Source organism: Planomicrobium stackebrandtii (assembly GCF_030814955.1).
GTDB lineage: Bacteria > Bacillota > Bacilli > Bacillales_A > Planococcaceae > Planococcus > Planococcus stackebrandtii.
This window is the reverse complement of sequence record NZ_JAUSWB010000003.1, coordinates 1-24014: the sequence shown is the minus strand read 5'-3', so window position 1 is coordinate 24014 and position 24014 is coordinate 1. Positions and strand designations below refer to the sequence as shown.

At 48.1% G+C, this 24014-nt stretch carries 18 protein-coding genes; 3 read left to right on the top strand and 15 right to left on the bottom strand.

The features are described 5' to 3' along the window. Positions 1–2: 2 nt before the first annotated feature. The 12 genes from nagE to QOZ98_RS06145 all read right to left on the bottom strand — a co-directional run bounded on the left by nagE (position 3) and on the right by QOZ98_RS06145 (position 16663). Entirely contained in the window at positions 3–1919 is a 1917-nt protein-coding gene (gene nagE, locus QOZ98_RS06200; RefSeq protein ID WP_308786615.1) for an N-acetylglucosamine-specific PTS transporter subunit IIBC, read from the bottom strand. A gap of 235 nt (positions 1920–2154) precedes the next feature. Continuing rightward, positions 2155–3408, bottom strand: a complete 1254-nt coding sequence (locus tag QOZ98_RS06195) for an exo-beta-N-acetylmuramidase NamZ family protein (RefSeq protein WP_308786614.1) — start codon at positions 3406–3408, stop codon at positions 2155–2157. Positions 3409–3428: 20 nt separating this feature from the next. Continuing rightward, a complete protein-coding gene (locus tag QOZ98_RS06190; protein ID WP_308786613.1) occupies positions 3429–5534 on the bottom strand; it encodes a glycoside hydrolase family 3 protein in 2106 nt (701 codons plus the stop codon). An 18-nt stretch (positions 5535–5552) separates the two neighbouring features. Further along, positions 5553–7187 (bottom strand): serine hydrolase domain-containing protein, encoded by a 1635-nt coding sequence (locus tag QOZ98_RS06185; RefSeq protein ID WP_308786612.1) that lies wholly within the window; start codon positions 7185–7187, stop codon positions 5553–5555. 248 nt (positions 7188–7435) lie between these two features. Further along, positions 7436–8488 carry a DUF871 domain-containing protein gene (locus QOZ98_RS06180; protein ID WP_308786611.1) on the bottom strand — a complete coding sequence of 351 codons (1053 nt, stop codon included), beginning with the start codon at positions 8486–8488 and terminating at the stop codon, positions 7436–7438. 74 nt (positions 8489–8562) lie between these two features. Continuing rightward, positions 8563–9942 (bottom strand): PTS transporter subunit EIIC, encoded by a 1380-nt coding sequence (locus QOZ98_RS06175; protein ID WP_308786610.1) that lies wholly within the window; start codon positions 9940–9942, stop codon positions 8563–8565. A gap of 24 nt (positions 9943–9966) precedes the next feature. Further along, positions 9967–10851 (bottom strand): N-acetylmuramic acid 6-phosphate etherase, encoded by an 885-nt coding sequence (gene murQ / locus QOZ98_RS06170; protein WP_308786609.1) that lies wholly within the window; start codon positions 10849–10851, stop codon positions 9967–9969. A 132-nt stretch (positions 10852–10983) separates the two neighbouring features. Continuing rightward, positions 10984–11832 (bottom strand): MurR/RpiR family transcriptional regulator, encoded by an 849-nt coding sequence (locus QOZ98_RS06165; RefSeq protein WP_308786608.1) that lies wholly within the window; start codon positions 11830–11832, stop codon positions 10984–10986. 144 nt (positions 11833–11976) lie between these two features. After that, positions 11977–13110, bottom strand: a complete 1134-nt coding sequence (locus tag QOZ98_RS06160) for a M20 family metallopeptidase (protein ID WP_308786607.1) — start codon at positions 13108–13110, stop codon at positions 11977–11979. Positions 13111–13195: 85 nt separating this feature from the next. Then, complete coding sequence (locus tag QOZ98_RS06155) at positions 13196–15223, bottom strand: TRAP transporter permease (RefSeq protein WP_308786606.1); 2028 nt, start codon at positions 15221–15223, stop codon at positions 13196–13198. Beyond that, entirely contained in the window at positions 15220–15645 is a 426-nt protein-coding gene (locus tag QOZ98_RS06150) for a DUF1850 domain-containing protein (RefSeq protein ID WP_308786940.1), read from the bottom strand. The genes QOZ98_RS06155 and QOZ98_RS06150 overlap by 4 nt, the downstream gene beginning before the upstream one ends. A gap of 28 nt (positions 15646–15673) precedes the next feature. Continuing rightward, positions 15674–16663 carry a TAXI family TRAP transporter solute-binding subunit gene (locus QOZ98_RS06145; RefSeq protein WP_308786605.1) on the bottom strand — a complete coding sequence of 330 codons (990 nt, stop codon included), beginning with the start codon at positions 16661–16663 and terminating at the stop codon, positions 15674–15676. Positions 16664–16895: 232 nt separating this feature from the next. Here QOZ98_RS06145 and QOZ98_RS06140 point away from each other — a divergent pair, with 232 nt between their 5' ends. Further along, positions 16896–18224 carry a TrkH family potassium uptake protein gene (locus QOZ98_RS06140; protein WP_308786604.1) on the top strand — a complete coding sequence of 443 codons (1329 nt, stop codon included), beginning with the start codon at positions 16896–16898 and terminating at the stop codon, positions 18222–18224. 137 nt (positions 18225–18361) lie between these two features. Here the strand turns inward: QOZ98_RS06140 and QOZ98_RS06135 are convergent, their stop codons facing one another. After that, positions 18362–19486, bottom strand: coding sequence for an NADH-dependent flavin oxidoreductase (locus tag QOZ98_RS06135; protein ID WP_308786603.1), 1125 nt, complete (start codon positions 19484–19486; stop codon positions 18362–18364). A gap of 183 nt (positions 19487–19669) precedes the next feature. Between QOZ98_RS06135 and QOZ98_RS06130 the strand changes: the two genes are divergently transcribed. Continuing rightward, positions 19670–20698 carry an NADP-dependent oxidoreductase gene (locus QOZ98_RS06130; protein WP_308786602.1) on the top strand — a complete coding sequence of 343 codons (1029 nt, stop codon included), beginning with the start codon at positions 19670–19672 and terminating at the stop codon, positions 20696–20698. A gap of 218 nt (positions 20699–20916) precedes the next feature. Here QOZ98_RS06130 and QOZ98_RS06125 read toward each other — a convergent pair whose 3' ends face one another. Together QOZ98_RS06125 and QOZ98_RS06120 are read right to left on the bottom strand one after the other, a co-directional pair. Then, on the bottom strand, positions 20917–21066 hold the full coding sequence (locus QOZ98_RS06125) for a hypothetical protein (RefSeq protein ID WP_308786601.1): 150 nt from the start codon (positions 21064–21066) through the stop codon (positions 20917–20919). Positions 21067–21138: 72 nt separating this feature from the next. Next, positions 21139–22146, bottom strand: coding sequence for an LLM class flavin-dependent oxidoreductase (locus QOZ98_RS06120; RefSeq protein WP_308786600.1), 1008 nt, complete (start codon positions 22144–22146; stop codon positions 21139–21141). A gap of 330 nt (positions 22147–22476) precedes the next feature. Here QOZ98_RS06120 and msrB point away from each other — a divergent pair, with 330 nt between their 5' ends. Next, positions 22477–23613, top strand: coding sequence for a peptide-methionine (R)-S-oxide reductase MsrB (gene msrB / locus QOZ98_RS06115; protein ID WP_308786599.1), 1137 nt, complete (start codon positions 22477–22479; stop codon positions 23611–23613). The last annotated feature ends 401 nt before the right edge of the window (positions 23614–24014 follow it).

Genomic DNA, 24014 nt, shown 5'->3' with positions numbered 1-24014 from the left:
AATTATTCGACCCTCAAGATGGAATTTGTTCCTTGTTCTTGATGGCCATCTTTCATGAGCGTGACTTTTTGTTCGGTCAGGTTGGTGAAAATAACTGGTGTCGCAAGAGAAGGTGCATTGGCGTTCAAGAATTCCAGGTCAAGCTTCAACAAAGCGTCTCCGCGCTGTACCAGCTGACCTTGCTCAACCAATGTCTCGAATCCTTCACCTTTCAGTTTGACGGTATCCAGGCCGACATGAATCAAAATTTCAATTCCGGTATCTGTTTCGATGCCGATGGCGTGCTTGGTCGGAAATACACTGACGACACGGCCATCAACTGGTGAATGCAGGATGTTGCCGGAAGGAATGATGGCAAAGCCAGGACCCATCATGCCTTTTGCGAATACTTCATCCGGCACTTCCGATAACGGAATCATTTTCCCTTGAATCGGCATTTCAAAATCTTCAGCAATAATTTCTTTCATTGCCGGTTGGTCGCTGACCGTTTCTTCAGCAGCTGCGGTTTCCGTTCCACCTGCAGGAGCCGGGTTGCCGTTTGCCAAACGCGGCTTCATGGCGTCTCCCAGGAATTCGACAGCTGTTCCAATAACCACTTGCACGTTGGTTTTATTGATTTTCATGACACCCATGGCACCGTGGCGCTTGAGGGCTTTTTCGTCCACACGGTCTGAATCTTTGACCGTCATGCGCAAACGCGTCGTGCAATATTCGACAGCGACAATATTCGCAGTGCCGCCGAGTGCTTCAATGGTGTTATACGCTCTGACATCAACAGCGTTATTGCCAGAATCTGCATTTTCTGCACCTTCTTCATCTTCGTCTTCACGGCCAGGCGTTTTCAAGTCCAGCTTGACGATCAGGAAGTAGAAGATTACAAAGTAAATGGCTCCGACAACCAGTCCCATCACCAATAGGATCAGTGGATTGGTGGCCAGCCCATAATTCAGCACAAAATCAATGGCTCCGGCAGAAAAGCCGAATCCGTGATGGACATCCAAAGCATAAGCGACCATCATCGAAGCACCCGTCAATAATGCGTGGACAACATACAACATAGGTGACAGGAACATGAAAGTAAATTCGATCGGTTCTGTGATCCCTGTCAAAAATGACGTAAAAGCGATACTGAAGAGCATCCCGCCGACAAGGGCTTTACGCTCTTTTTTAGCTGCAGCATACATGGCAAGACATGCAGCCGGCAAACCGAACATCATGATTGGGAAGAAGCCGGACAGGAATGGCCCTGCTGTTGGGTCGCCCCTCAGGAAACGGTTAATTTCCCCACGGACCACTTCTCCAGTTGCATCGGTGAAAGTACCAAAATCAAACCACACAACAGTGTTAATAACATGGTGTAAACCGGTCGGCAGCAAGAGACGGTTCAGGAAACCGTAAGCGCCGACGCCGAACATGCCGGCATTCAAGATCCAGTCACCGGCACTGTCAATGCCTCCCTGGATTGGCGGCCATGCATACCCGAGCACACCAGCCAAAACTGTCATGGCTGCCGCGGTAATGATCGGCACAAACCGCCTGCCGCCGAAAAAGGCCAGCCATTGCGGAAACTTCACATTATAGAATTTATTGTATAAAAGACCTGCGACAATACCGGATATAATACCGGCAAATACGCCCATATTGATTGACTCATTGATCGTGACGATCGCCGAAGTCAATACGAGATAAGCGATGGCACCAGCCAAAGCCGCTCCTCCGCTGCCGTCATGGGCAAGGCCCATCGCAATCCCGATGGCAAAGATAATTGCCAGGTTGTCGATGATCCCTGCGCCCGCAGCCGACATGAACGGAATCCCAAGCAAATCATCCTGTCCAAAACGCAGCAGCAAAGCAGCAGCTGGCAATGTAGCAATCGGGAACATCAACGATTTTCCTATTTTCTGCAAAAAACCAAACATAAAATTTCCACCCCTTTATGTATTCTTAATTGTCACTATATAGATAATCGGTATAGTTGTCTATACCAATTTTAATTATTAAACAATAAAAGTAAGCGTTTACTTTCAAAATCATTACAGCAATAGCGGAATCTCTTAAGTTATCCGAAATAAACGGATCTTTACATAGAAAGATGCAGATAGCAGGAGATCGTTCACCCCCTTCTTTCTGCATCTTTCTAAAGCATTTCCCAACTTAGTACAATAGGTATTGTCTTCTGACTTCCTTGAACTCCTTCAAATCACCTTGCCATCTCTCTTTCATTTCTTCCACTGTCATGCCATCTTTTATTCCTTGGCTGATCCAGTCGTTGCCTATCAGGTTATTGAAGAATGTGGTCAGTTGCACCTGATCGGGATACAGGTCGTAAATGGTTTTGACGACATGCAGTCCGGTTTCAACCGGCAGGTAAGCTTCGCGGTCCGTCACATGAACCTGTACGCCATGCGACAGCTGTCCGGAATGTTTGGAAAATGCCGGGGTGAATGATGCTGCGCGGAAACTGACGCCCTGCAGTTCCAAAGCATTCAGTTTTCCAGCAAGTTCGGTGCTGTTGATGAAAGGAGCACCGATGAATTCGAAAGGCTTGGTGGTTCCGCGCCCCTCTGACACATTGGTTCCTTCAATCAATGCCGTGCCCGGATAAACCAGCGCAGTGTCGAGTGTCGGCATGTTCGGTGAAGGCGGTACAAACGGCAAGCCGGTTTCATCGTAGAAGGTATTGCGTTTCCATCCCTTCATTTCCACTACTTCCAGATCTGCCCCGATTCCGATTTCAGCATTAAAGAATTCAGCAAGTTCGCCGACGGTCATGCCGTGGCGAAGTGGAATAGCGTACTGTCCGACAAATGAAGCAAATGCAGGATCAAGTACGGGTCCTTCCACTTTCGTTCCACCAAGCGGATTGGGGCGATCCAGTACGATGAATGGAATGCCTTGCTCTTTTGCGGCTTCCATAGCCAATGCCATGGTGTAAATATAGGTATAGAAACGTGCACCCACGTCCTGGATATCAAAAATCAGTACGTCAACGTCTTCCAGCATTTCAGGTGTCGGCTTGCGCGTTTTCCCGTAGAGGCTGTAGACTGGCAAGCCAGTCACTTCGTCAATATAGTAGTCTACATATTCCCCTGCCTGCGCGTCTCCCCGAACGCCATGTTCCGGACCATACAGCGCGGTCAAGTTGACTTCCGGATCCTTATCCAGAAGGTCCACTATACTGTTCAGCTCCTGGTCAACCCCCGTCGGATTGGTGATCAAACCGACATTCTTTCCACTTATCAGCTCTTTATGATCTTCCAGCAGCACTTCGATTCCGAGTTTGAATTCCTTGTGGTCTTTCCGCTTATCTTTGGATTTTCCGTTGCCCTGGTCATGATCGGCAAACGCAATGGACAATGAAGTCAATATCAGCAGAACAGTCGTCAGCAATGCAATCCACTTTTTCAAAGTCAGTCCCCCTTTTAATGTTAATAGCTTAAGCCATGGCCATATTCATAAAACGTATCACCCGCAAGATTCGGAATGGTTACAGGCAATTTGCCTGTCGGCGTCAATTCGCCCACTATCGCCGAGGCCATCGCCTCATAGCTTGCCGTCCGGAAGCTGTACTGTGTCAAATAGCCATCAATTTCCGGATACGCCATGATGTCATAGGGATTGCGGACCCCTACGCCAATAACTGGCGATTCCACTTCTTCAATCAACTGGTTGACCATTTTCATCTGGCCGCTCTCTGGTGATCGTTGTGCCAGGCTGGATGTGGCGGTACCGACAATGACCGCTTTTGCTGCTTTGGCCGTCTCCAACTGCTGATCGGTCAGCGGTACCCCTGTTTCGATCCTCACTGTATTGTCGTGGCGTGCCTTTAGCCCGGCATACAATTCATCTGAATAGGCATCTCCGACAACTACAAGCAAGTCTTCCGCAGTCGGTGTCAATGGCAATACCCCTTCATTTTTTACCATGGTAATGGATTTCTCTGCAGCTCTTTTTTCTATTTGCTGATGTTCTTCAGAGCCGACAACCTGCAATGCATTCGCTGTTTTTTCCTCCAATGAGATCGGAGATTCCTCTTTCAAGATGCCGCGTTTCATCTTCAAATCCAGAATCCGCTTGGCTGATGCGTCGATGCGCTCTTCCGCTATTTCACCGGAACGAACTGCTTCGTAAAGGCCATTTGCCACACTTTCCAGCCCGACCGGCATAAGCACAATATCAGTGCCCGCGTTAACTGCGCGGATAACAGCGTCAACTGGACCAAAATGGTCAGCAATTGCCTGCATGTTCAGTGCATCAGTGAAAATGACGCCGTCATAGCCCATGTCTTCCCGCATCAATTCTGTCAATACTTTGTAGGATAACGTCGCAGGCAGGTTGATTTCAGTGCCATCCTTCTGGGAAATGACTTTTGTTCCATCAATTTTCGGGAATGTGACATGTGCCGTCATGATGGCATCAATATCCGCTTCCATCGCTTTTTGGAACGGATACAATTCCACTGCTTTCAGGCGTTCCAAATCATAGGGAACTTCCGGCAGGCCGAGATGCGAATCAACCGCTGTATCCCCATGTCCCGGAAAATGTTTTGCTGTTGCAGCTGTCCCTGTTTCCTGAAGCCCTTTCGTATAGGCAACTCCCAGTTCAGCGACAAGTTCCGGCTTTTCGCCGAACGAACGCACACCGATCACTGGATTATCCGGATTGTTGTTGATGTCGAATGATGGTGCAAAGTTCATGTTGATGCCAAGAGCAGACAGCTCTTCGCCGATGGCTTTTCCGACATTTTGAGTAAGTTCTGCTGAACGTGTTGCGCCAAGCGCCATATTGCCAGGCATATCGGTTCCCGACTGCAAACGTGTAACGATGCCGCCTTCCTGGTCGATGGTCATCAGCAGGCTATGCTTTTGGGCTGCCGCCTGATAATCCGCAACCAGTTTAGTCGTCTGTTCAGTCGTCACGACATTTTCGCGGAACAAGATCACTCCCCCAAGATGATAGTCTTTAACCAATTGCTCAATTTCCGGCAGCATTTCCGTTACATTTTGCCCTTCCCAATTACGGAAGTCCGGCATCAGCATTTGGCCTACCTTCTCTTCCATAGTCATCTGTTCGATTGCATTGTTGACCAAATCGTACCGTTTGCCGCTTTCCTTGATCACCTTCGCGCTGAGCGGTGGTTTCCCCTTGCCGTCTTTCGTTTTGGCATCCGGTTTCACCTGCACAGCAATCCGGTCCTTATACATTCCGTCTGAAACGGTGATGAAGGTTTTTCCCGGCTTTCCTGATAACGAGATCGTTCCCTGGGAATCTACAGATGCCACCGTCTTATTGGCAGACTCCCATGTCAGATTTTCCGAAACCAGCCCATACTGGCCTTCCTCGTAAACATGAACCGCTTTAAGCTGGATACTCTCTTCTACTTCATCCACATCTACTTCTGGTACATTCTGCAGAATTACCAGGTCTGCAACAGGGCTTGCCGCAGCAGTTTGCCCTGTTCCTGTAAATAATGATGAAATGACTAATGCCACAAGCACTGCCGGCAGTAAAACAATGTTTTTCAGTTTATGCATGTTCCATCCCCCTATCGACTAATAATTGCGCAGTGTCCATCCATTCCGTTCGGCAAGCGGCTGCATTCTCTCATCGCCTGCTTCAATGTTCTTGATATACCAGCCGCGGCCGTTGACTGAAGCATCCGTCACATAGCGGAATCGGACAAATTGCGTCCCTTCCGGCAGGACAACTTCATGTGCTGTCCATTCTTCGCTGTCGCCCGTCAATCGAAGCATTGACTCGCCCCAAATTTCGCCATCCGCAGACGTTTCAATATAGCCATAGTCCGAATCTTGTTCGATGCGGTTCCACGCATCGAAAGTTAAACTTGATGCTCCTCTTGTCGCTACAGTCATCGAACGATTGAGGTTGTCCCCGTATCCCGAAAACCAGGCCTTGTCTTTTTTATTCATCGGTGCTGGAATTGAATCTGCTACTGCACGCGCAAAATCGCGTCTGATGAAATTGGTGGATACCGTCATCCGTGACGGATGCACCCGGTTGGTCAACAGAATTGCGGTCGTGTGATTGTCACGATTGATGACGATGCTCGTTCCTGTGTAGCCCGTGTGGCCGAATGATTCCGAATCGGATAACGCATCCATATACCAGCCTTGATTCAACTCCCAGCCGAGGCCATGATCGTTCCCTGGAAACTCAGGAATCTGATTGATTTCCAGCATGCGGACCGTCTTTTTTTCCAAAATCCGCTGCCCACCATATTTCCCATCATTCAGAAACATATGCGCGAGTTTCCCTAAATCCAAAGCTGTTGAAAATACTCCGGCATGACCGGCCACCCCATCGAGCGCCCAGGCATTTTCATCATGCACTTCTCCCCACACCAATCCCCTGCCAATTGCCGGCTGATATTCTGTTGCCGCAATCCGCTCTTTCAGCGAAGCTGGGGGATTGTACATTGTGTCTTTCATGCCAAGCGGACGAGTGAGCTCTTTTTGGATAAACTCATCGAGGCGCATGCCTGAAAATTTTTCAATCAATGCGCCAAGTGTGATCAAATTGAGGTCGCTGTATGTATAGTTCTCACCCGGCAAATTGGCGAGCGGATAATTCAGCGCATACTCTATGCGCTCTTCACGGCCGCCTTCCTGTTCATAAAGAGGCACCCAGGAAGTAAAGCCGGATGTATGCGTCATCAATTGACGGATGGTGACCTGCTCTTTTCCATTTGCTGCGAACTCAGGCAAGTGCAGTGCAACCGGATCGTCTAAATCAAAAAGTCCATCCTCATACAAAATCATCGCTGCGGTGGTCGTGAAGATTTTACTGATTGACGCTACATCGAAAATCGTGTCTTCTTTCATTTCAACCGGATTGTCCATCTGCCCCCCTTGGTCATCCGTATAAAGAGCCAAGTGGCCATAAGCTTCGTGCTTCACAATATGTCCGCTCTTTGCTGCAAATGCCACAATCCCAGGCGCTGTGCTGTTTTCCACCGCCGTTTCCATAATTCCATCAATCCGCTCGAGCGGTTCCTTTACTAATCCGGCTCCTTTGGCAGAACCTTTATGGAGCACAGAAGACAGCGGAGCCGGTGAATCCCATTGCTTGGCTGCTGAAGCCCAAACTGGTGCTGCATTGCTTGAAGAAAAAATCAGTGAAGCTGCTAAGGCTACCGTTAAAACTGTAAAACACAATCCTTTTTTCATATAATCCCTCCAGAATAAAGTGTGTTTAAGATGCATAGTCCTTTATTCTTTAAGGGTACAGAAAGCCTTGGTGACTTCCTATCCATCAATATAGGTGTATTTACAATATATTCCGAATATTTTATTTTTAACTCTATTCCCAATTACTTACTCTTGTGAAATTTAACTAATCAAAAAGTAATAGTATATAAGAAATTAAATTTCACCAAAAAAATGAACAGCTCATGAAAAGCTGTCCATCCCGTTATTCAAATCCAGTCGATTTTAAATTTCACACCGCCTTTAATATACATCAGCAAAGCCAGATCTTTCTCAATAATCTTTCCGATGACGTTCACTTTGTCATCTTCGGGCAAATCACGTTTGGTGATTTGCAGCTCGCCCCGGTAGCGGCCATAGCGTTCATTGTCTACAGTGATGCTGCCTTTATTCCGGGCAATGGTGTTGTTTGGCTCCAGCAAGTGGGTGCCGATCAATCCATATTGGCGCGACTCCATGGAACGGATGCAGTCCCGCGCAGCATCCCAGCGGTTGGTTTGAACATCCAGCGTCCCGATCTCCACCAGTGGCTCCGCACGCAGCGGGATTGTTCCTTGGTGGAACACAGCAAATTTGTTCAGGCTCTCGTCGCTGAGTGTAATGTCACCGACCAGAATTTTATCCACTGCCCCATCTGCCTTCAAGTGCAAATACGCATTAAACGGGCTGACATTCCGGTGTTCTTCGAGCGTGGGCAGACCGCTATGCAGCGGACCGCGAAGAACGCCGTCTCCTGGAATAAAAGCCATCACCGTCAGCCCTTCACTTTTCAGCCACAGATTGGTTTTCACAAACTCCACAGGATCCAATCCGGTTTCCGGCCGCGGATAGAAATTATGCCACATCTCGACAGCGTCCCGCTGCAAGCCTGCTCGAATCAAAGCAGCCAACCCGTCTTTCGTTAACGTACTGGCGTTCAAAGCGATTTTCATCTTATGGGACAGCTCGGCAATTACGTTATCGTCGACACCATAATCGATCCGCAACCCCGTCACACCCCATTCCAGCAAGCCTTCTGCATTGTCCCAGCCAAATCCAAGGTGAGCCAATGATCGCGGCGCGATGTCCGCCATCAGTTCCATATCAAACTGTATTGCCCAACGCCCTAATTGCTGCAGCCGTTCTTTATAGAGGAGGGGGTCGTCCTCGGGAATATGCAGCGATGTGAAAATGGAGGTAAACCCGAGCTTGCTGACCTTTTCAATATAAGGCGCCAAGCCCTGAAACGAATCGTCTCCTAAATAAACCGAAATCCCACGCATCCTGCCAGCTCCTTTTCCAGTGAACCTCGTCACTTTAATTCAAAAGAAAAAAGGGAGATTTCTCTCCCTCTCCCTCAAATTCCTTCTGCCATCTCTTCTTTGAATCCGAATAGGTAAGTGAAGATGAATCCGAAAATATAGGATACGACCAAGCCGACAAAGTACCAGACGTATTTGCTTTCTGCAATCAGTGGAATCAATGAGATCCCTGATACTCCGATTCCAAGCGCTGCCGTATGCATCACTGCCTGGAATGCTCCGCCAAAGGCAGCACCCATGCAAGCCGTGATGAACGGCCGGCCAAGCGGCAAGGTTACACCGTAAAGAAGCGGTTCACCGATGCCAAGAAAACCGACAGGCAGCGCTCCTTTGATGATGTTTTTCAGACGCTGATTTCTTGTTTTCACATATACGGCAATTGTGGCACCAACCTGTCCCGCTCCAGCCATCGCCAAAATTGGCAATAAGGCTGTAGCGCCAACCGTGTTCATCAGTTCCAAGTGGATAGGCGTCAAGCCGTGATGCAGGCCGAGCATAACAAGCGGAAGGAAGAAACCAGCCAGTACGCCGCCTGCCAATACACCGCCGACATCAAGTACAGATGTCAAAACAGTCATGATCGCATCCGACAAGAGGCCTGCGACCGGCACCACCGCGTAAAGCGAGAAGAATCCGACAACCAATAGCGTGATGAGCGGTGTAAAGAGAATATCGACCGAGCTGTGCATCACTTTGCGGACATTCTTTTCAACAAAAGTCATCATCCAGGCTGCGAATATCACCCCGAATAATCCGCCTCTGCCGACAACCAGCGGCTCTCCGTAAATGACGATATCGGCCAGCATCGGGTTGAACAGGATTCCTCCTGCAATCGCACCAAGTACCGGTGTTCCGCCAAACTCCTTCGCTGTGTTCCAGCCGACCAGAATAGCCAAATAGGCAAATACTGTACTTCCCAGCAGCAATAGGATTTGCATCCATGTTATGGTCTCATCCACTCCGGCATTTTTTGCAAAGTTGGCTGCTCCATTGATGATACCTGAAGCGACCAGACCTGGAATCAGCGGGATGAAAATATTACCGACACGGCGCAGGAAAAGCTTGAATGGCGTCTTGTTCTTTTCTTTCAGCTTGGCTTTTTTCAAAGCGGCTTTTTCCGTGAAGTCCATATCGTTTTCATCGACGTCCGCCATTTCACCGATGGCCAATCCGGTTTCACTGCTCATTTCAGCAGCAACTTTATTGACTGTTCCTGGACCTACGACAATCTGAAGTGTATCGTCCTCGATAACGCCCATCACGCCATCCACACGCTTTAGTTCATTAAGATCCACTTTGCTGTCATCTTTAATCGACAAACGCAATCGTGTCATACAATGCGCTACTTGATTGACATTCTCTTTTCCCCCGATTTTTGCGAGAATGTCATGCGCCATTTGCTGTTCTTTTTTCATGCTACCCCTCCGCTCCCCCAAGTGTTATAAAGCTTTTCGAACAAAGCCTCCGGCTGTTTCCAGTTTGATGATGGCTTGTTCTTTCGTGCAATCCAGCAGACTCATGACAATTGCCGTTTTTACATGGCCGTCCGCTCTTTCGTAGTAGCGCTGCGCTGTTTCGTAATCAACTTGAGCAGCATCCATGATAATCCGTTTGGAACGCTCCACCAATTTTTCATTGGTAGCCTGTACATCCACCATCAAATTGCCGTACACTTTGCCGATGCCGATCATCGCAGCTGTCGAAATCATATTCAGCACGAGCTTTTGGGCAGTTCCCGCTTTCAGACGGGTCGAACCGGTCAATACTTCAGCTCCTGTTTCGATTTCAATCGCTGTATCGGCATAGTCGCTGATTTCCGCCCCTTTATTGCAGGAAATCGCAACGGTTTCTGCACCGATCTGCTTGGCGTATTGAAGCGCCCCAATGACGTAAGGTGTTCGGCCGCTAGCTGCGATGCCGATAACGGTATCAGCCGCCGTTAAAGAAACCGCTTTCAAATCATCCATTCCAAACTGCGCCTTATCCTCTACGCCTTCAATCGCCGTCTTGATCGCTTCTGCACCCCCGGCAATAATGCCGACTACCTGTTCAGGCGAGACGCCAAAAGTGGGTACACATTCAACTGCATCGAGAATCCCTAAACGGCCGCTGGTTCCGGCTCCGATATAAATCAGTCTGCCGCCTGCCTGGAAAGAGCCAATCGATTTTTGTACCGCATGTTCAATGGTTTCCAGCTCATTTTCGATTGCTTTTGGAACAAGAGTGTCTTCACGGTTCATCGTCTGCAATATTTCCAGCACAGACATTTCATCCATCTTCATGGTGTTGGTGTTGCGCTTTTCTGTGGATAAATTCTCCAGCATCAGGTCACCCCTTTTACATTTATTTCTTGTCTTCATTTTATCCATAAGAAATTCAATGTCAATATAAATTATCTAAATTATGAATTTAAATTTCACTATACCACATAAAAAAAGAGCCAAACCATTGGCTCCTCATCTTCTTAAGCTTTCCATTTCGCTTCTGGTGTCATAATATTGCTGCAAAACCTTTTCACCGACATGATGGAAAATACTCATATACAAAGTATCGATGACGGTCAATTGCGTCATTCGGGAGGAGATGCTGCCAATGCGGAAATCCTGCTCGACATTCGGCGTGCACAGACGGATTTCCGCTTCTTTATACAGCGGTGACTTGTTGATATTGGTAATGGCGATAACTTTCGCCCCTTTTTTCTGCGCAAAACGGGTAAGCTCCAGAACATCCTTGGTTTTTCCGGAAGTGCTGATCGCTACAAAAACATCGTTTTCCGTTAAATGCGGAATCACCGACAGCATATAATGGAAATCGAGTGAGGTGATCGAATGATAGCCAAGTTTTGTGAATTTATACTGGGCATCGACTGCAGCAGTGGAGGAACCGCCAACACCGAAAAAGACAATCTTCCCGGCATGCTGAATCGCTTCAACCGCTTTCGCCAGTTCTTTCCGATCCATCGAGTCCGCACACGACTCAATCGCGGATTTATTGACATGGATAACTTTATGAAAAAGATCATATGGAGAGTCTTTTTGATTCAACACCGAAAAATCAGTGAGGTTGGTATCCGTTAAGGTCAAATCTTTCATGAGTGCAAGCTTGAAAGATTTAAAGCTGCCAATGCCGATCGATTTGCAGAAGCGGATGATGGTCGCTTCACTGACACCTGATTTCTTCGACAGTTCTTTTGTGGTCATGTGCGGGATCGCTTCGGGATTTCCATAAACATACTCACCGATCCGCCTCTCTGCCTCCGATAGCTGCGGCAGCACTTCTTTTATTTTCTGCATCAAAGAAGTCATCTTTGAACCTCCTGTAATTCTTTTTCTGATGTTGGGTGATAAAATGCTTAGAAGCCCATAATGGTCCAATGTTCCGTTCAACTTCTCTAGCATACACGAAAGTCCAGTATAAATTGAGCTATATTAATTTGAATTTGATAACCATCATTTTCCACTGAGCCGTTCGATCACATTCGCCAGCAGCAAAGTCCGCTCGGTCAGCGAGGAAACCACCAGGTACTCGGTTTCCTGATGGGCGTTGCCGCCGACTGGCCCCATTCCGTCAATCGACGGAATGCCGATATGGGCCGTCAAGTTGGCATCCGATCCGCCGCCGCTCTTTTCATGCGACAGCGTGATGCCGAGTTTCATACCTTCTTCAGCAATCACATCGATTAATGTCCGTGCAGCATCCGTCAATACCCACGCCGGACGGGTGATATGGCCAGTCAATTCCACAGTCGTCCCCGGTGTTTCCGTATAGCTGCAGATTTCCTTGATGGCGCGGTCCAAGCGTTCGCCGTCTTCTGGCGTTTCAATCCGCAGATCAATTCCGGCTTCCGCAAATGGCGCAATCGTATTGACTGACGTGCCGCCTTTGATCAAGCCGACGTTGACGGTAATGCCTCCCTCAGGCTCACTCAAAGCGTGCAGCTTGAGGATTTTCCGGGCCAGCTCTTCAATGGCACTGGCACCATTTTCCGGTTCAATGCCGGCATGCGCCGACTTGCCATAAGCTTTTAGGAAATACTTGCCGCCGCCTTTGCGTTCACTGACAAGCTGGCCGTTTTGTGCCGGCTCCAGCACAAGGGCGTATTTTTTGTCGGCTGCAACTTTTTCAATGAGGCTTCGCGACGAGATGGACCCAATCTCTTCATCTGTATTCAAAACCAGCACGACGTTTTTATAAGCACTGCTGCCGCTGTCCATTAAAGCTTTAATAGCAAATAAAGCTGTAGCGTGGCTTGCCTTCATGTCAATAACACCCGGTCCATGGGCCAAGTCATCTGCCACATGGAATGGACGTTTTTCCGCCGTTCCTTCTGGGAATACGGTATCAAGATGCGCAATCAGCATAATTTCTGGCGCTTCCGCTTCCGGGTGGCGAATGACCAGGTTGTTGCCAAATACTTCTTGTTCGTGTACTTCGGTTTCAAATCCGATCATCTTGTATTCCTCAGCAAGAATTTCGCCTACTTTATCGATGCCGCTTTTCAAATAGGAACCGCTGTCGATATTGACCAGGTTTTCAATCAGTTCCAGCATCGGCTGCTGATTTGCTCCAATAAACTCTTTCATAATCGCAGATCCCCCCTGACTTTTCTTTATTCTATCAAAAAAAGCCGAACAGCAAAGGTTCTGCTGTCCGGCTGCTATGAGTTGTCTACGAGGCAGCGGCTGCCGTATTTTCTTTTTTGTTCTTCATAAAATTGATGACGAATATTCCGAGCACAATTGTCAGGCCGATAATATCCGTCAAAGTTTCCGGAACGATCAGCATCAAAGCGCCCGCTCCAAGCACAATGCGGAACAACACATTAAGCTTGGTCTGGAAATAGCCTTCTGCAGCAGCACTCAAACCGATGATACCGATGATTGCAGTAATCGTGATAGTCACAATTTCCAATATCGGCGGCAAGGCAAATTCGGTGGCATTGACTGCAATGTCCGTCGTATCGATCATCAGCATCGCTGGATTATAGACGAACAAATACGGAATTATGAAACCTGCGATCGACAGACGCAGCGCATTCAAGCCCGTCCTCATCGGATCGCCTCCGGATATCCCGGCTCCGGCAAATGCAGCAAGCGCGACCGGCGGCGTGATATTGGCAAAAATCCCGAAATAGAATACAAACAGATGGGCAACCAGAACCGGAATGCCAAATTCAGCAAGTGCCGGCGCCGTCATTGTGGCAGTGATGATATATGCCGGGATGGACGGCAAGCCCATTCCCAGAACAATCGATGCCAGCATCGTCAGGAACAGGGTCCAGAACAGCGACCCTGCCCCGAAGCTTGTAATTGCAGAAGTCATGACCGTACCAAAGCTTGTCAGGCTGACCACGCCGATGATGATGCCGACAACCGCACAGGCGATCATGACGGACAAGGATTGGCGTGCGCCATTTTCCATCGCTTCCAACACATCTTTAAAGCCCATCCGCGTTGATTTTCTGAATCCTGCCACGACAACGGTCAGGACGATGGTATAAAATGCTGCATAGGCGATTGGCATGCCCGTATAAAGCATGAAGACGAGCCCCACAATCGGCAGCAGCAAATGGCCTTTTTCTTTCAGTACTTCTTTGGTTCTTGGCAGATCCGCTTTCGGAATGCCTTTCAGGTTTTCTTTGCCTGCACGGAAATGCACCTGCATGATTACTCCCAGGAAATACAACACTGCCGGCAACAAAGCCGCAAGGGCAATCGTCCCGTAAGCGATTCCTGTTGTTTCCGCCATAATGAATGCGCTCGCCCCCATGATCGGCGGCAGGATCTGCCCGCCCACGGAGGCACTCGCTTCTACGGCGCCGGCAAAGTTTTTATTGTAGCCGATTTTTTTCATTAACGGAATCGTGAAAGCACCGGTTCCCACGACATTGGCAATCGCTGAACCGTTGATGCTTCCCATGAATCCACTGGAAATGACCGCCACTTTGGCAGGGCCGCCCTGCTTGCTTCCTGCCAGGGCCATGGCCAGATCATTGAACAACTGTCCCATTCCCGACTTAGCCAGAAACGCCCCGAACAGGATGAACAGGAAGATGAACTGCAAAGAAGCGGAAATGGCCGTCGAATAAAGACCTTCCGTCTTCAAATACAGCTGGCCGAAAATATCGCCAAGGTCAAATGGGCGCGTCATCAGCATATTCGGCATCCAGATAAAATGGCTGATGAACGGATAAGCCAAAAACACCAGTGCCAGAATCGGCAGGATGATGCCGGTTACGCGCCGGGCCGCTTCAAGCACCAGCACAACCGTCAGAATGGCGAACACGATATCCAATGTGTTCGGAATCCCGCCGCGCGTCGTCATGATGTCATTGTATTCGTACATTAAATAGCCTGCGGTCCCTAAACTGAAAATAAACAAAATCCAGTCATAGAAAGGAATCTTTGTACGATCCTGCTTTTTGAATGTCGGGTAGACCAGGAAAATAAGTCCCATCCCAACGGCCACGTGAATGGATCGCGCCTGAAGGGCAGGAAGCGGATTGAACGTTACGTATAGATGGTAGACAGAATAGGCGATGGCAATCGCCGCAATCAAAAAGACTAATTTGCGGTTTTTCAATTTGCGGACTTTGGCATCTGTATCGTATTTCTCCAGCACTTCCTGGCTGAGGTTTTTGTCTTCTTCATGGGCCGAGACGCTTTCAACATCCAAATCCCGGTTGTCTTTTGTCATAGTTTGTTCCCCCTTACATAATCCCAAAAATCAACAAATTCAATTGTGATCGTCACGGATTCGTAGTCCTCCGTATATTCGTACAAAGGAATTTCCTTGTCGGGCGTCTTGATCGTTGTTTGCGCATTTTCAGAAACGGTCAAATTCATTTCATTAAAAGAACGGCCGATTTTCATATGGACAAAGCCGTCTTCTGAGGAAATGATCTCCCCGTCAGAAGGAACACCTGCACCATATGTTTTGAATTTTGTTTCTGTCAGCAGCAACTGGTCCTCGTCCCGTTCATAAAATTCCAGCCATTCCTCTTTTTCCACTGAATGGATCCATTCCAGAGCAAAGCCTTCTTCCTTCAAATAATAGCGCTCTTCCCCAAAATCGAATTGCACGACCGGAATCTGCCATAGCAGGAAAAAAAGGAGCACAATCAAGCATGCTCCTCCAGCAAAAACCTTATTGTTCATCGAAGTAACGCTGTGCTCCCGGATGCAACGGTGCTACTAAGCCTTCCTGTGCAGCTTCCAATGTAATGTCAGCGGCTGCCTGGTGGGAGTTTTCCAAAGTATCCAGATTTTCGAAGAAGGTTTTAGTCAACTCGTAAACATCGTCTTCGCTCATATCCGAGTGGACTACCAGCGCGTTCATGATGGCAGCAGTCGGTACGGCCTCTTCATTGCCGTATGTGTCGGCTGGAATATCAAGTGCGATGAAATAGGACTGGTCTTCCGCAACGCGCTCAACGTCTTCTGGTGAGATGGAAACCATACGGATATCCAGCGTTTCAGAAAGTTCCAGCAGCGATGCGTTCGGCAATCCGCTTGTCAGGAAAGCCGCGTCGATCTGTCCGGCACGTAGGCCGTCCGCTGCTTCCGCATAGCCCAAATAATCCACATCAATGTCGTCATACGTGATGCCATAGCCTTCAAGCAGCATGCGCGCATTCACTTCTACACCAGAATTCTGGTCACCTACAGCGATTCGCTTGCCGCGCAGGTCTTCAAAAGTTTCGATGCCTGAATCCGCAGTTGTTACGATTTGCACATAGTTAGGATACAATGCAGCAATTTGACTGATTTTATCTGTCGGCTCCGTAAAGCCTTCAGTTCCTTCTACCGCCTGGCTGACAACATCGCTCATGGTGAATGCCATCTCAATTTTGTCTTCTTTGATCAAATTGACGTTCTCAACCGATGCTCCGGTTGTCTGGGTTCTTGAATTGACGCCATATTGTGAACTGTAGGTTTCAGCCAGTGTCGATCCGATGATGTTATAAGGGCCGGAAGCTCCACCGGTTGCAATCGTTACAATATTTGTTTCAAGTCCAGCGGCTTCTCCTCCACCGCCTTCTTCCGGATTTGTTGTCGCATTGTCTTCTCCGCACGCTGCTAGGATCATGCTCCCGGCAACTATCACCGAGAAAGCGCTTACTTTCATTTTTTTCATCTCTCTACCCCCTAGGTTTTCCCTCAGTATACCGAAATTATACAAAGAATAACAGGGAATATTCATTCTTTTCTGATTTAACGAACATTTTATGAGTCATTATGCATAACCCAGCTTACTTAAATGAATGAATTACCGTTCTTTTCATGCAAAATAATTGTATTGACAGCCTCGCAAAACAGGCATAGAGTAAGCTCATATTTTATATCTATAAGATGAGGAAGTGTCCTGCATGCGTTCCTGGAAGAAAAAGCGGATAAGCATTTCTCCGCCGTTGCTGATTTCCGGAAGTTTTTTGTTTTTGATCTTGGTAGGTACAGTTTTGTTGAAGCTGCCATTTGCGACAACTCAGCCGATTTCCTGGACTGACGCCTTATTTACCGCGACATCCGCCACTACTGTAACCGGGTTGAGCGTCTTTGATCCGGGCACCGTCCTCACCGGCTTTGGTGAATTGGTTCTCCTTGTACTGATTCAATGCGGGGGCATCGGCTTGATGACTTTTGCTGTAGCCATCCTTATTCTGTTCCGCAAAAAAGTCGGCCTTCAAAGCCGGATTTACCTGCAGGAATCGCTGACACAAAATACAGTGGGCGGCATCGTAAGGCTCGTCAAATTGATTTTGACATTCGCTTTGACGGTGGAAGCAGTCGCCGCGGTGCTATTGACCATCTACTGGATACCGGAATTCGGCTTTAAAGATGCCCTGAACTACAGTGTCTTTCATGTAATTTCCGCCTTTAACAATGCCGGATTTTCTTTGTTTCCGGATAACATGATGAGTTTTGTTGGAGATCCGTTGGTCAACTTGCTGATTTCCTTGCTGTTCATCATTGGAGGCATCGGGTTTACCGTGGTCATGGATGTCTCACAAAAAAAATCGTTTCATCGATGGGCATTGCACACCAAGCTCATGGTAGGCGGCACCCTCATTTTAAACGCTGTCGCCATGGTTGTAATTTTCGCGTTGGAATATGGCAACCCCGGTACAATCGGCAATATGTCCTTGCATGATAAGTTGCTTGCTTCTTATTTCAGCGCAGTGACACCGCGTACCGCTGGATTTAACACACTGAATTACGGCGAATTTGAAGATCCGACTTTGCTCTTTACCATGCTGTTGATGTTCATCGGCGGAGGCAGTGCTTCGACTGCTTCCGGCATCAAGCTGACAACTTTTGTCGTTGTGATCCTGGCGACGATTTCCTTTTTGCGGTCACGGCGCGAACCCGAAATTTTCGGCCGTTCCATTCGGCTCGAGACGGTCATCCGCTCGCTAGCCATCACAACCATCAGCGTACTGCTCGTTGTCCTTTTCCTGTTCTTATTGACCATAACCGAAAAAATCCCGTTCCTGCCGCTGGCGTTTGAAGTGGTCTCGGCGTTCGGGACCGTTGGCTTGTCGATGGGCATTACCGCAGAACTCAGCGATCTCGGCGAAGTGCTGCTTAGCCTGGTGATGTTCACAGGCCGCATCGGACCGCTGACATTGTTCTTTATTTTAATGAAACCACGCAAAGAAAATTACCGTTATCCATATGATCCGGTGTTCACCGGTTGAAAGCAAAAAGCGCAGCTTCTGGAAAATCCAGAGCTGCGCTTTTTTCATTCATGACCGCGGCAAGCGGACTGTTCCACATAATGCAAAAAAACCCTAATCAACCTCCAATAGTTTGAGGCTGACTAGGGTCTAAAACGTTACTTGTCCGAAACTTTGACCATGCCGTACGAAGTGATTAGGTGCCACATGTTTTGCGGGATATCCAGTTTCCCGACCATTTTCGGAGTGATGACTGGATGAATTTCCTGTTCTTTACCTTGCTTCACTTTGTCCGTCCACTCAGGATCGATCAATGCTTGGCGGCCGATCACTACAATGTCTGCGCCTTCTGCCAACGCCGTTAATGCATCTTCCGGCGTTTTCACGCTGCCGACTGCAACAAAAGCCACACGTCCGTTGATTTGATCTGCCAGGATACGGACGATGCTGTTGCCTTCTTCCGCCCCTTTTGGTGCTTTCATAATTTCCATCAGCGATACGTGGATATAATGAATGCCCTGCTGGATCAATTCTTCCACCAATACTTTGGTTTCTTCTATTGTATAGCCGGCTGATGTTTCATTGTTTTCTTCCGGTGACAGGCGGTAGCCGACGATAAACTGTTCATCCGCATATTTGGCGACAGTTTCCTGGACTCTTTTCTGAACGGCCAGTGGAAATTTCAAGCGATTTTCAAGGCTTCCTCCCCATTGATCCTGCCGTTGGTTCGTTGCCGAAGAAACGAATTGCTGCAGCAAGTACGTATTGGCACCGTGGATTTCCACGCCGTCAAAGCCAGCTTCAATTGCGCGCCTCGTTGTTTCGCCAAAATCTTCGATGATTGCTTCGATTTCGCTTTGCGTTAATTCACGAGGTGTCGGCTTGCCCGCTTCACCTGGAACTGCACTTGGCGCAACCGTTTCATTGGCTTTTATCAATGAAGGCTGTCCTTGGCGTCCGCCGTGTTGGATCTGCAAAATTGCTTTACTGCCTTTTGATTTCATTTCTTTAGCCATTTGAGTCAGGCGTGGAATCGCGCTGTCGTCAAAGCCGATAAACTGGTTCGGGAAGGCGATGCCGTTTTCTGAAACCGCGATGCATGCAGAGATGTACAAGCTGCCGAGACCGGCGCGTCGGTTGTAATACGTCAATTCCTCATCCGAAACAGTGCCGTCTTCATTTCCTGAATAGGTCGTCATTGGTGCAACGCCCAGGCGATCGTTCAACACGATGCCATTCGGCAAGGTGATTTCTTCAAACAACTCTTTATATAATGGATTCAATGGACTTCCTCTTTTCTGCAATCTAATATCTTCCGAAAGGCTTCGGTATTTCAAAATAGCATACGGATTTTAAGGAATCAAGAATACACGCTCACCCTCTTTTTCCAGTACATTATTTTTGACCACCCCCGATTCCAGTGGTACGCTTTTCATCGAATTCGTACACATTAGGAGGAATTTTCCATGACAACTCAAACACATAAAGAAATTCATTTGGCTAATCGTCCCGAAGGCATGCCAACCAACGATGATTTTAAATTTGTCGAAAAAGAAATTCCCGTACCCGGCCAAAACGAAGTGCTCCTGAAGACGCTTTATCTTTCAGTAGACCCTTATATGCGCGGACGAATGAGAGATGTAAAATCGTATATCCCGCCATTCGAATTAAATAAAGTATTGGTCGGCGGCGTTCTTGCCGAAGTGATCCAATCGCATTCGGATTTATTTAAACAAGGCGATATCGTCAACGGCAACCTGAACTGGGCCGAGTACACCGTCGCAGATCCTGAAAAACTGCAAAAAGTCGATCCATCTGCAGCACCGATCACTGCACGCTTGAGCGTCCTCGGATTAACAGGACTCACTGCTTATTTCGGCTTGTTGGACATCGGCAAACCGCAACCCGGTGAAACGGTCGTTGTTTCAGGTGCTGCGGGCGCTGTCGGTTCGATTGTTGGCCAAATCGCCAAACTCAAAGGTGCACGCGCTGTCGGCATTGCAGGTTCAGATGACAAAGTCGATTACTTGATCAATGAACTTGGCTTTGACGCCGCAGTCAATTACAAAAAAGACAGCTTCAATGAAGATCTGATCAAAGCTCTTCCAGACGGTGTTGATGTTTATTTTGACAATGTGGGCGGAGACATTTCAGATGCCGTCATCAACGAACTAAACAACAACGCCCGCATTTCCTTGTGCGGTTCGATTTCGTCTTACAATTCGCCAGGCGAAGATGTAGGTCCTCGCATGCAATGGAAATTCATCAAGACCAGCTCAATGATGAAAGGCTTCACGCTCGGCGACTATGCAAAAGACTTCCCGACTGGCGCTGCGGCACTTACGCAATGGCTACAGGAAGGCAAATTGAAGTACGATGAAACAATCGTTGAAGGCTTTGAAAACACGCCGGAAGCATTCCTTGGCCTATTTAAAGGCACCAACCTCGGCAAGCAATTGGTGAAAGTCGCGGATCCTGAGTTCACAAAGCTATAAAATGTTGAAAAGCCGCCTATCTTGGCGGCTTTTTTCCAGTTATTTGGCGATACTGTCCGGATTTGATGAAATACTGTCCGAATCAAGGCAAATACTGTCCATTCCGAATGAAATACTGTCCAAAACGCTAAAATACTGTCCAAACTAAAAAAGCGGCTGCGATGTGCATGCAGCTGCTTCTAATTATTTGGATATACTTTCCAAACCCGAAAATCCCCCTACCAATTCATCAAAAATCGCAAGACCAGACGTGGAAGATAAAACAAAATCTCAAAAATGCTGACAAAGAATTCAAACACATCTGCAATCCACCAGCGATCTTTCTTTTTCTTCTTTTCTTTCTTTTTCTTCTTTTCTTTCTTTTTCATCTCAATTTCCATCCGCCATCTCCGCCCCTTCTGCTGTTTTTTTCTTTATACGCAACAGGAGCATAAATGGTTTCATTTTCCAGAGAGATTAAATGCAGCCGCCAATAAACGCAGTTCGTTCATGCGGTTGTCCGCTCCAGAAATGTTCGGGATGATGGTAATTTCATCCGTAGCGTATTGCTCGGCAATAGCGTCAATCCGGGCTTTCACCTGTTCAGCAGTGCCAATCAGCATGCGCTGCCGATTGCGCACAACTTTTTCCTTCTCACTTGCGCTAAAGCCGCGTTTTTTCGCTGTCTCAATAGAAGGATAATAAGGAGGAGGCGAATCGGATTCGACAAACAGCAGCCACAGATCAAATGCCATCGCCAGCTCCTCCGCCTTTTCAGCCGTTTCAGCGACGACCGCAAATACGGCGATAATCACTTCCGGCTCTTTTAAAAACGTTGACGGCCGGAATTCCTCCCGGTACGCTTCCACCGCTTCCACTCCTTGCTGTGACGGCTTGGCAAAATGGGCATAGGCGTACCCCATCCCTTTTTCAGCAGCAAGCCGGGCACTCCCTTGCCCTGTTCCAAGCAGCCACATCTCGGGTGTGGTGTCGATAACCGGCATAGCTTGCAGCGATTGGAACCGGTGCTCGCTCTCCGTGTCATCAGCAAAATACTTTTGGAGGTCGGTCAATTGCTGTTCATATGACAACCTTTTTGTTTTGCTTTCATTTAATGCCTCGTTGACAATCCGATAGCTGCGGGAACGGCCGATGCCAAGGTCAATACGGCCAGGATGCAGCGCTTCAAGCGTCCGAAAGTTTTCGGCCACTTTATAGGCGCTGTAATGTGGCAGCATGACACCTCCCGAACCGATGCGGATGTTCTCAGTGGACGTAGCCAAATGCATCATCAGCATTTCCGGTGTGCTTCCGGCAACCGACGCCACATGATGATGCTCAGCTACCCAAAATCGCTTAAATCCAACCCGTTCTGCCAGCTGCGCTAGCCGCGTTGTCTGATTCAGCGCCCCTGCTGCCGTCTCGCCTTCATCAATCGGCGAATAATCCAGGATATTCAATGAAATCATCTGTCAGCCCCCTTTACTCGTTCTTGCATCTTAGCACGGCAATCTGAAACTCCTCCACTCCAATGTCTTCGTGGCGTCTCCAAATCTTCTTTTTACAAATCAATTCTCCTTCAGCAAATCATAAATCTATTTTGTGACAACCCGAACAAGTTAACAGTTTTTTCCGAACCGCTTCAGTTCCTCTTTCACAGGCATTCGATTAAACTGAAGATAGAAACAGCACGATAACGCTTTCAATCTCCTTTTATTTTTGACACATTGGACTCATTTCTGGAAATGTGCGATGAACGGATTCACAAGCACTCCATCAGGAAAGGCAGGAGATTTGATATGAAAAATATTCTATTTGCAGGATTTTTATTAGTATTTCTTATAGTGCTTGCGGGCTGTTCAGCTGAGAGCGCAGATAATTCCAGCACTACTTCTGGACAGACAGCATCTACAAGTACGTCCAAATATCCCGATAATTCGAATGTGGATCTTGATTTCGACACGGACAATCTTCAGGACATCTGGCTTGCCGGCGGCTGTTTCTGGGGAGTCGAAGCTTATATGGCAAGAGTTTACGGCGTTTATGACGTAACATCCGGCTACGCCAACGGCAACACCGAGAACCCAACTTATGAGGAAGTCATCCGCGAAAATACCGGACACGCCGAAACTGTCCATGTCCGCTACGATCCGGAACGTGTGGATCTCGAAAAGCTACTCGGCCACTACTTTATGATCATCGATCCGACCCTATTGAATCAGCAAGGCAATGACCGCGGCGAACAATACCGTACTGGCGTTTATTATGAAAATGAAGCCGACCGGGCTGTCATCGATCAAGTGGTCGCTTCTGAAAAAGAGCGCTACGATGACCCGATTGTTACTGAAGTCGAAGTGCTGGAACATTATTACCTGGCAGAAGAATACCACCAGGATTACCTTGAAAAAAATCCGGATGGCTACTGCCACGTAGAGTTTGATAGTCTGGAAGGTCAGGAAGTCGGAGAGGATGCCCAACCACTGATCGATCCGGCGCTTTACCCAAAACCAAGTGACGAAGAACTAAAAGAGCAATTGACCGACATTCAATATGAAGTAACGCAGGAAGACGCAACCGAACCCGCCTTTTCCAATGAATACGACGGCTTTTACGAGCCGGGTATTTATGTAGATATCACCACCGGAGAACCTCTTTTCTCTTCTGCGGATAAATACGACTCCGAGACCGGATGGCCGAGTTTCACCAAGCCAATCGATCCGGATGTTGTCACAGAACATGATGACGGTCTGCTGTTCATGAAACGGACTGAAATCAGAAGCCGGGCAGGCGACAGCCACTTGGGCCATGTGTTCACTGACGGCCCCGAAGATAAAGGTGGACTGCGCTATTGCATGAACAGTGCCGCCCTGCTGTTTATTCCCGAAGCGGAAATGGAAGCAGAAGGCTACGGCTTCTTGTTGGATAAAGTGAATTGATGCACCTTGCCGAAAAGGCAGTCAGCTGAGAGCTGACTGCCTTCAGACTGTAGACAAACTCGATTCATTCGAGGTGTCTGCGGTCTTTTTTGTGTTGGAAAATAATCGCTCCGGTCGCTTTGGGGATGGCTCCCGCCAGAAGCCAGAAGACCCCCTGTCTTCTGGCTTCGCCTACCCCGTGGACGCGCCTTCGCTCATGCATGGTTTTCATGTTTTAGGATAGGGAAATAGCCTCTTTCCCTTGAAGGGTTTCGGATTATACTAGAAGCATAAAAAACCACGAGGTGATCGACATGATGACGAAATATACGCCCATTCATCGAAATCAAACGGAGATGGTGACGCTCGATCAGTTAGTACCCCCGAACCATTTGGTTCGCAAAATGGAAGCTGCACTCGAT

Excerpts from the sequence above, each read along its gene's own strand:
- QOZ98_RS06125 (WP_308786601.1), bottom strand. The coding sequence starts at position 21,066 with ATGAAAAAGAAAGAAAAGAAGAAAAAGAAAGAAAAGAAGAAAAAGAAA.
- QOZ98_RS06145 (WP_308786605.1), bottom strand. The coding sequence starts at position 16,663 with ATGAAAAAAATGAAAGTAAGCGCTTTCTCGGTGATAGTTGCCGGGAGC.
- QOZ98_RS06155 (WP_308786606.1), bottom strand. The coding sequence starts at position 15,223 with ATGACAAAAGACAACCGGGATTTGGATGTTGAAAGCGTCTCGGCCCAT.
- nagE (WP_308786615.1), bottom strand. The coding sequence starts at position 1,919 with ATGTTTGGTTTTTTGCAGAAAATAGGAAAATCGTTGATGTTCCCGATT.
- QOZ98_RS06165 (WP_308786608.1), bottom strand. The coding sequence starts at position 11,832 with ATGACTTCTTTGATGCAGAAAATAAAAGAAGTGCTGCCGCAGCTATCG.
- QOZ98_RS06185 (WP_308786612.1), bottom strand. The coding sequence starts at position 7,187 with ATGAAAAAAGGATTGTGTTTTACAGTTTTAACGGTAGCCTTAGCAGCT.
- QOZ98_RS06130 (WP_308786602.1), top strand. The coding sequence starts at position 19,670 with ATGACAACTCAAACACATAAAGAAATTCATTTGGCTAATCGTCCCGAA.
- QOZ98_RS06140 (WP_308786604.1), top strand. The coding sequence starts at position 16,896 with ATGCGTTCCTGGAAGAAAAAGCGGATAAGCATTTCTCCGCCGTTGCTG.
- murQ (WP_308786609.1), bottom strand. The coding sequence starts at position 10,851 with ATGCTGGAGAATTTATCCACAGAAAAGCGCAACACCAACACCATGAAG.
- QOZ98_RS06120 (WP_308786600.1), bottom strand. The coding sequence starts at position 22,146 with ATGATTTCATTGAATATCCTGGATTATTCGCCGATTGATGAAGGCGAG.
- msrB (WP_308786599.1), top strand. The coding sequence starts at position 22,477 with ATGAAAAATATTCTATTTGCAGGATTTTTATTAGTATTTCTTATAGTG.
- QOZ98_RS06160 (WP_308786607.1), bottom strand. The coding sequence starts at position 13,110 with ATGAAAGAGTTTATTGGAGCAAATCAGCAGCCGATGCTGGAACTGATT.
- QOZ98_RS06180 (WP_308786611.1), bottom strand. The coding sequence starts at position 8,488 with ATGCGTGGGATTTCGGTTTATTTAGGAGACGATTCGTTTCAGGGCTTG.
- QOZ98_RS06175 (WP_308786610.1), bottom strand. The coding sequence starts at position 9,942 with ATGAAAAAAGAACAGCAAATGGCGCATGACATTCTCGCAAAAATCGGG.
- QOZ98_RS06190 (WP_308786613.1), bottom strand. The coding sequence starts at position 5,534 with ATGCATAAACTGAAAAACATTGTTTTACTGCCGGCAGTGCTTGTGGCA.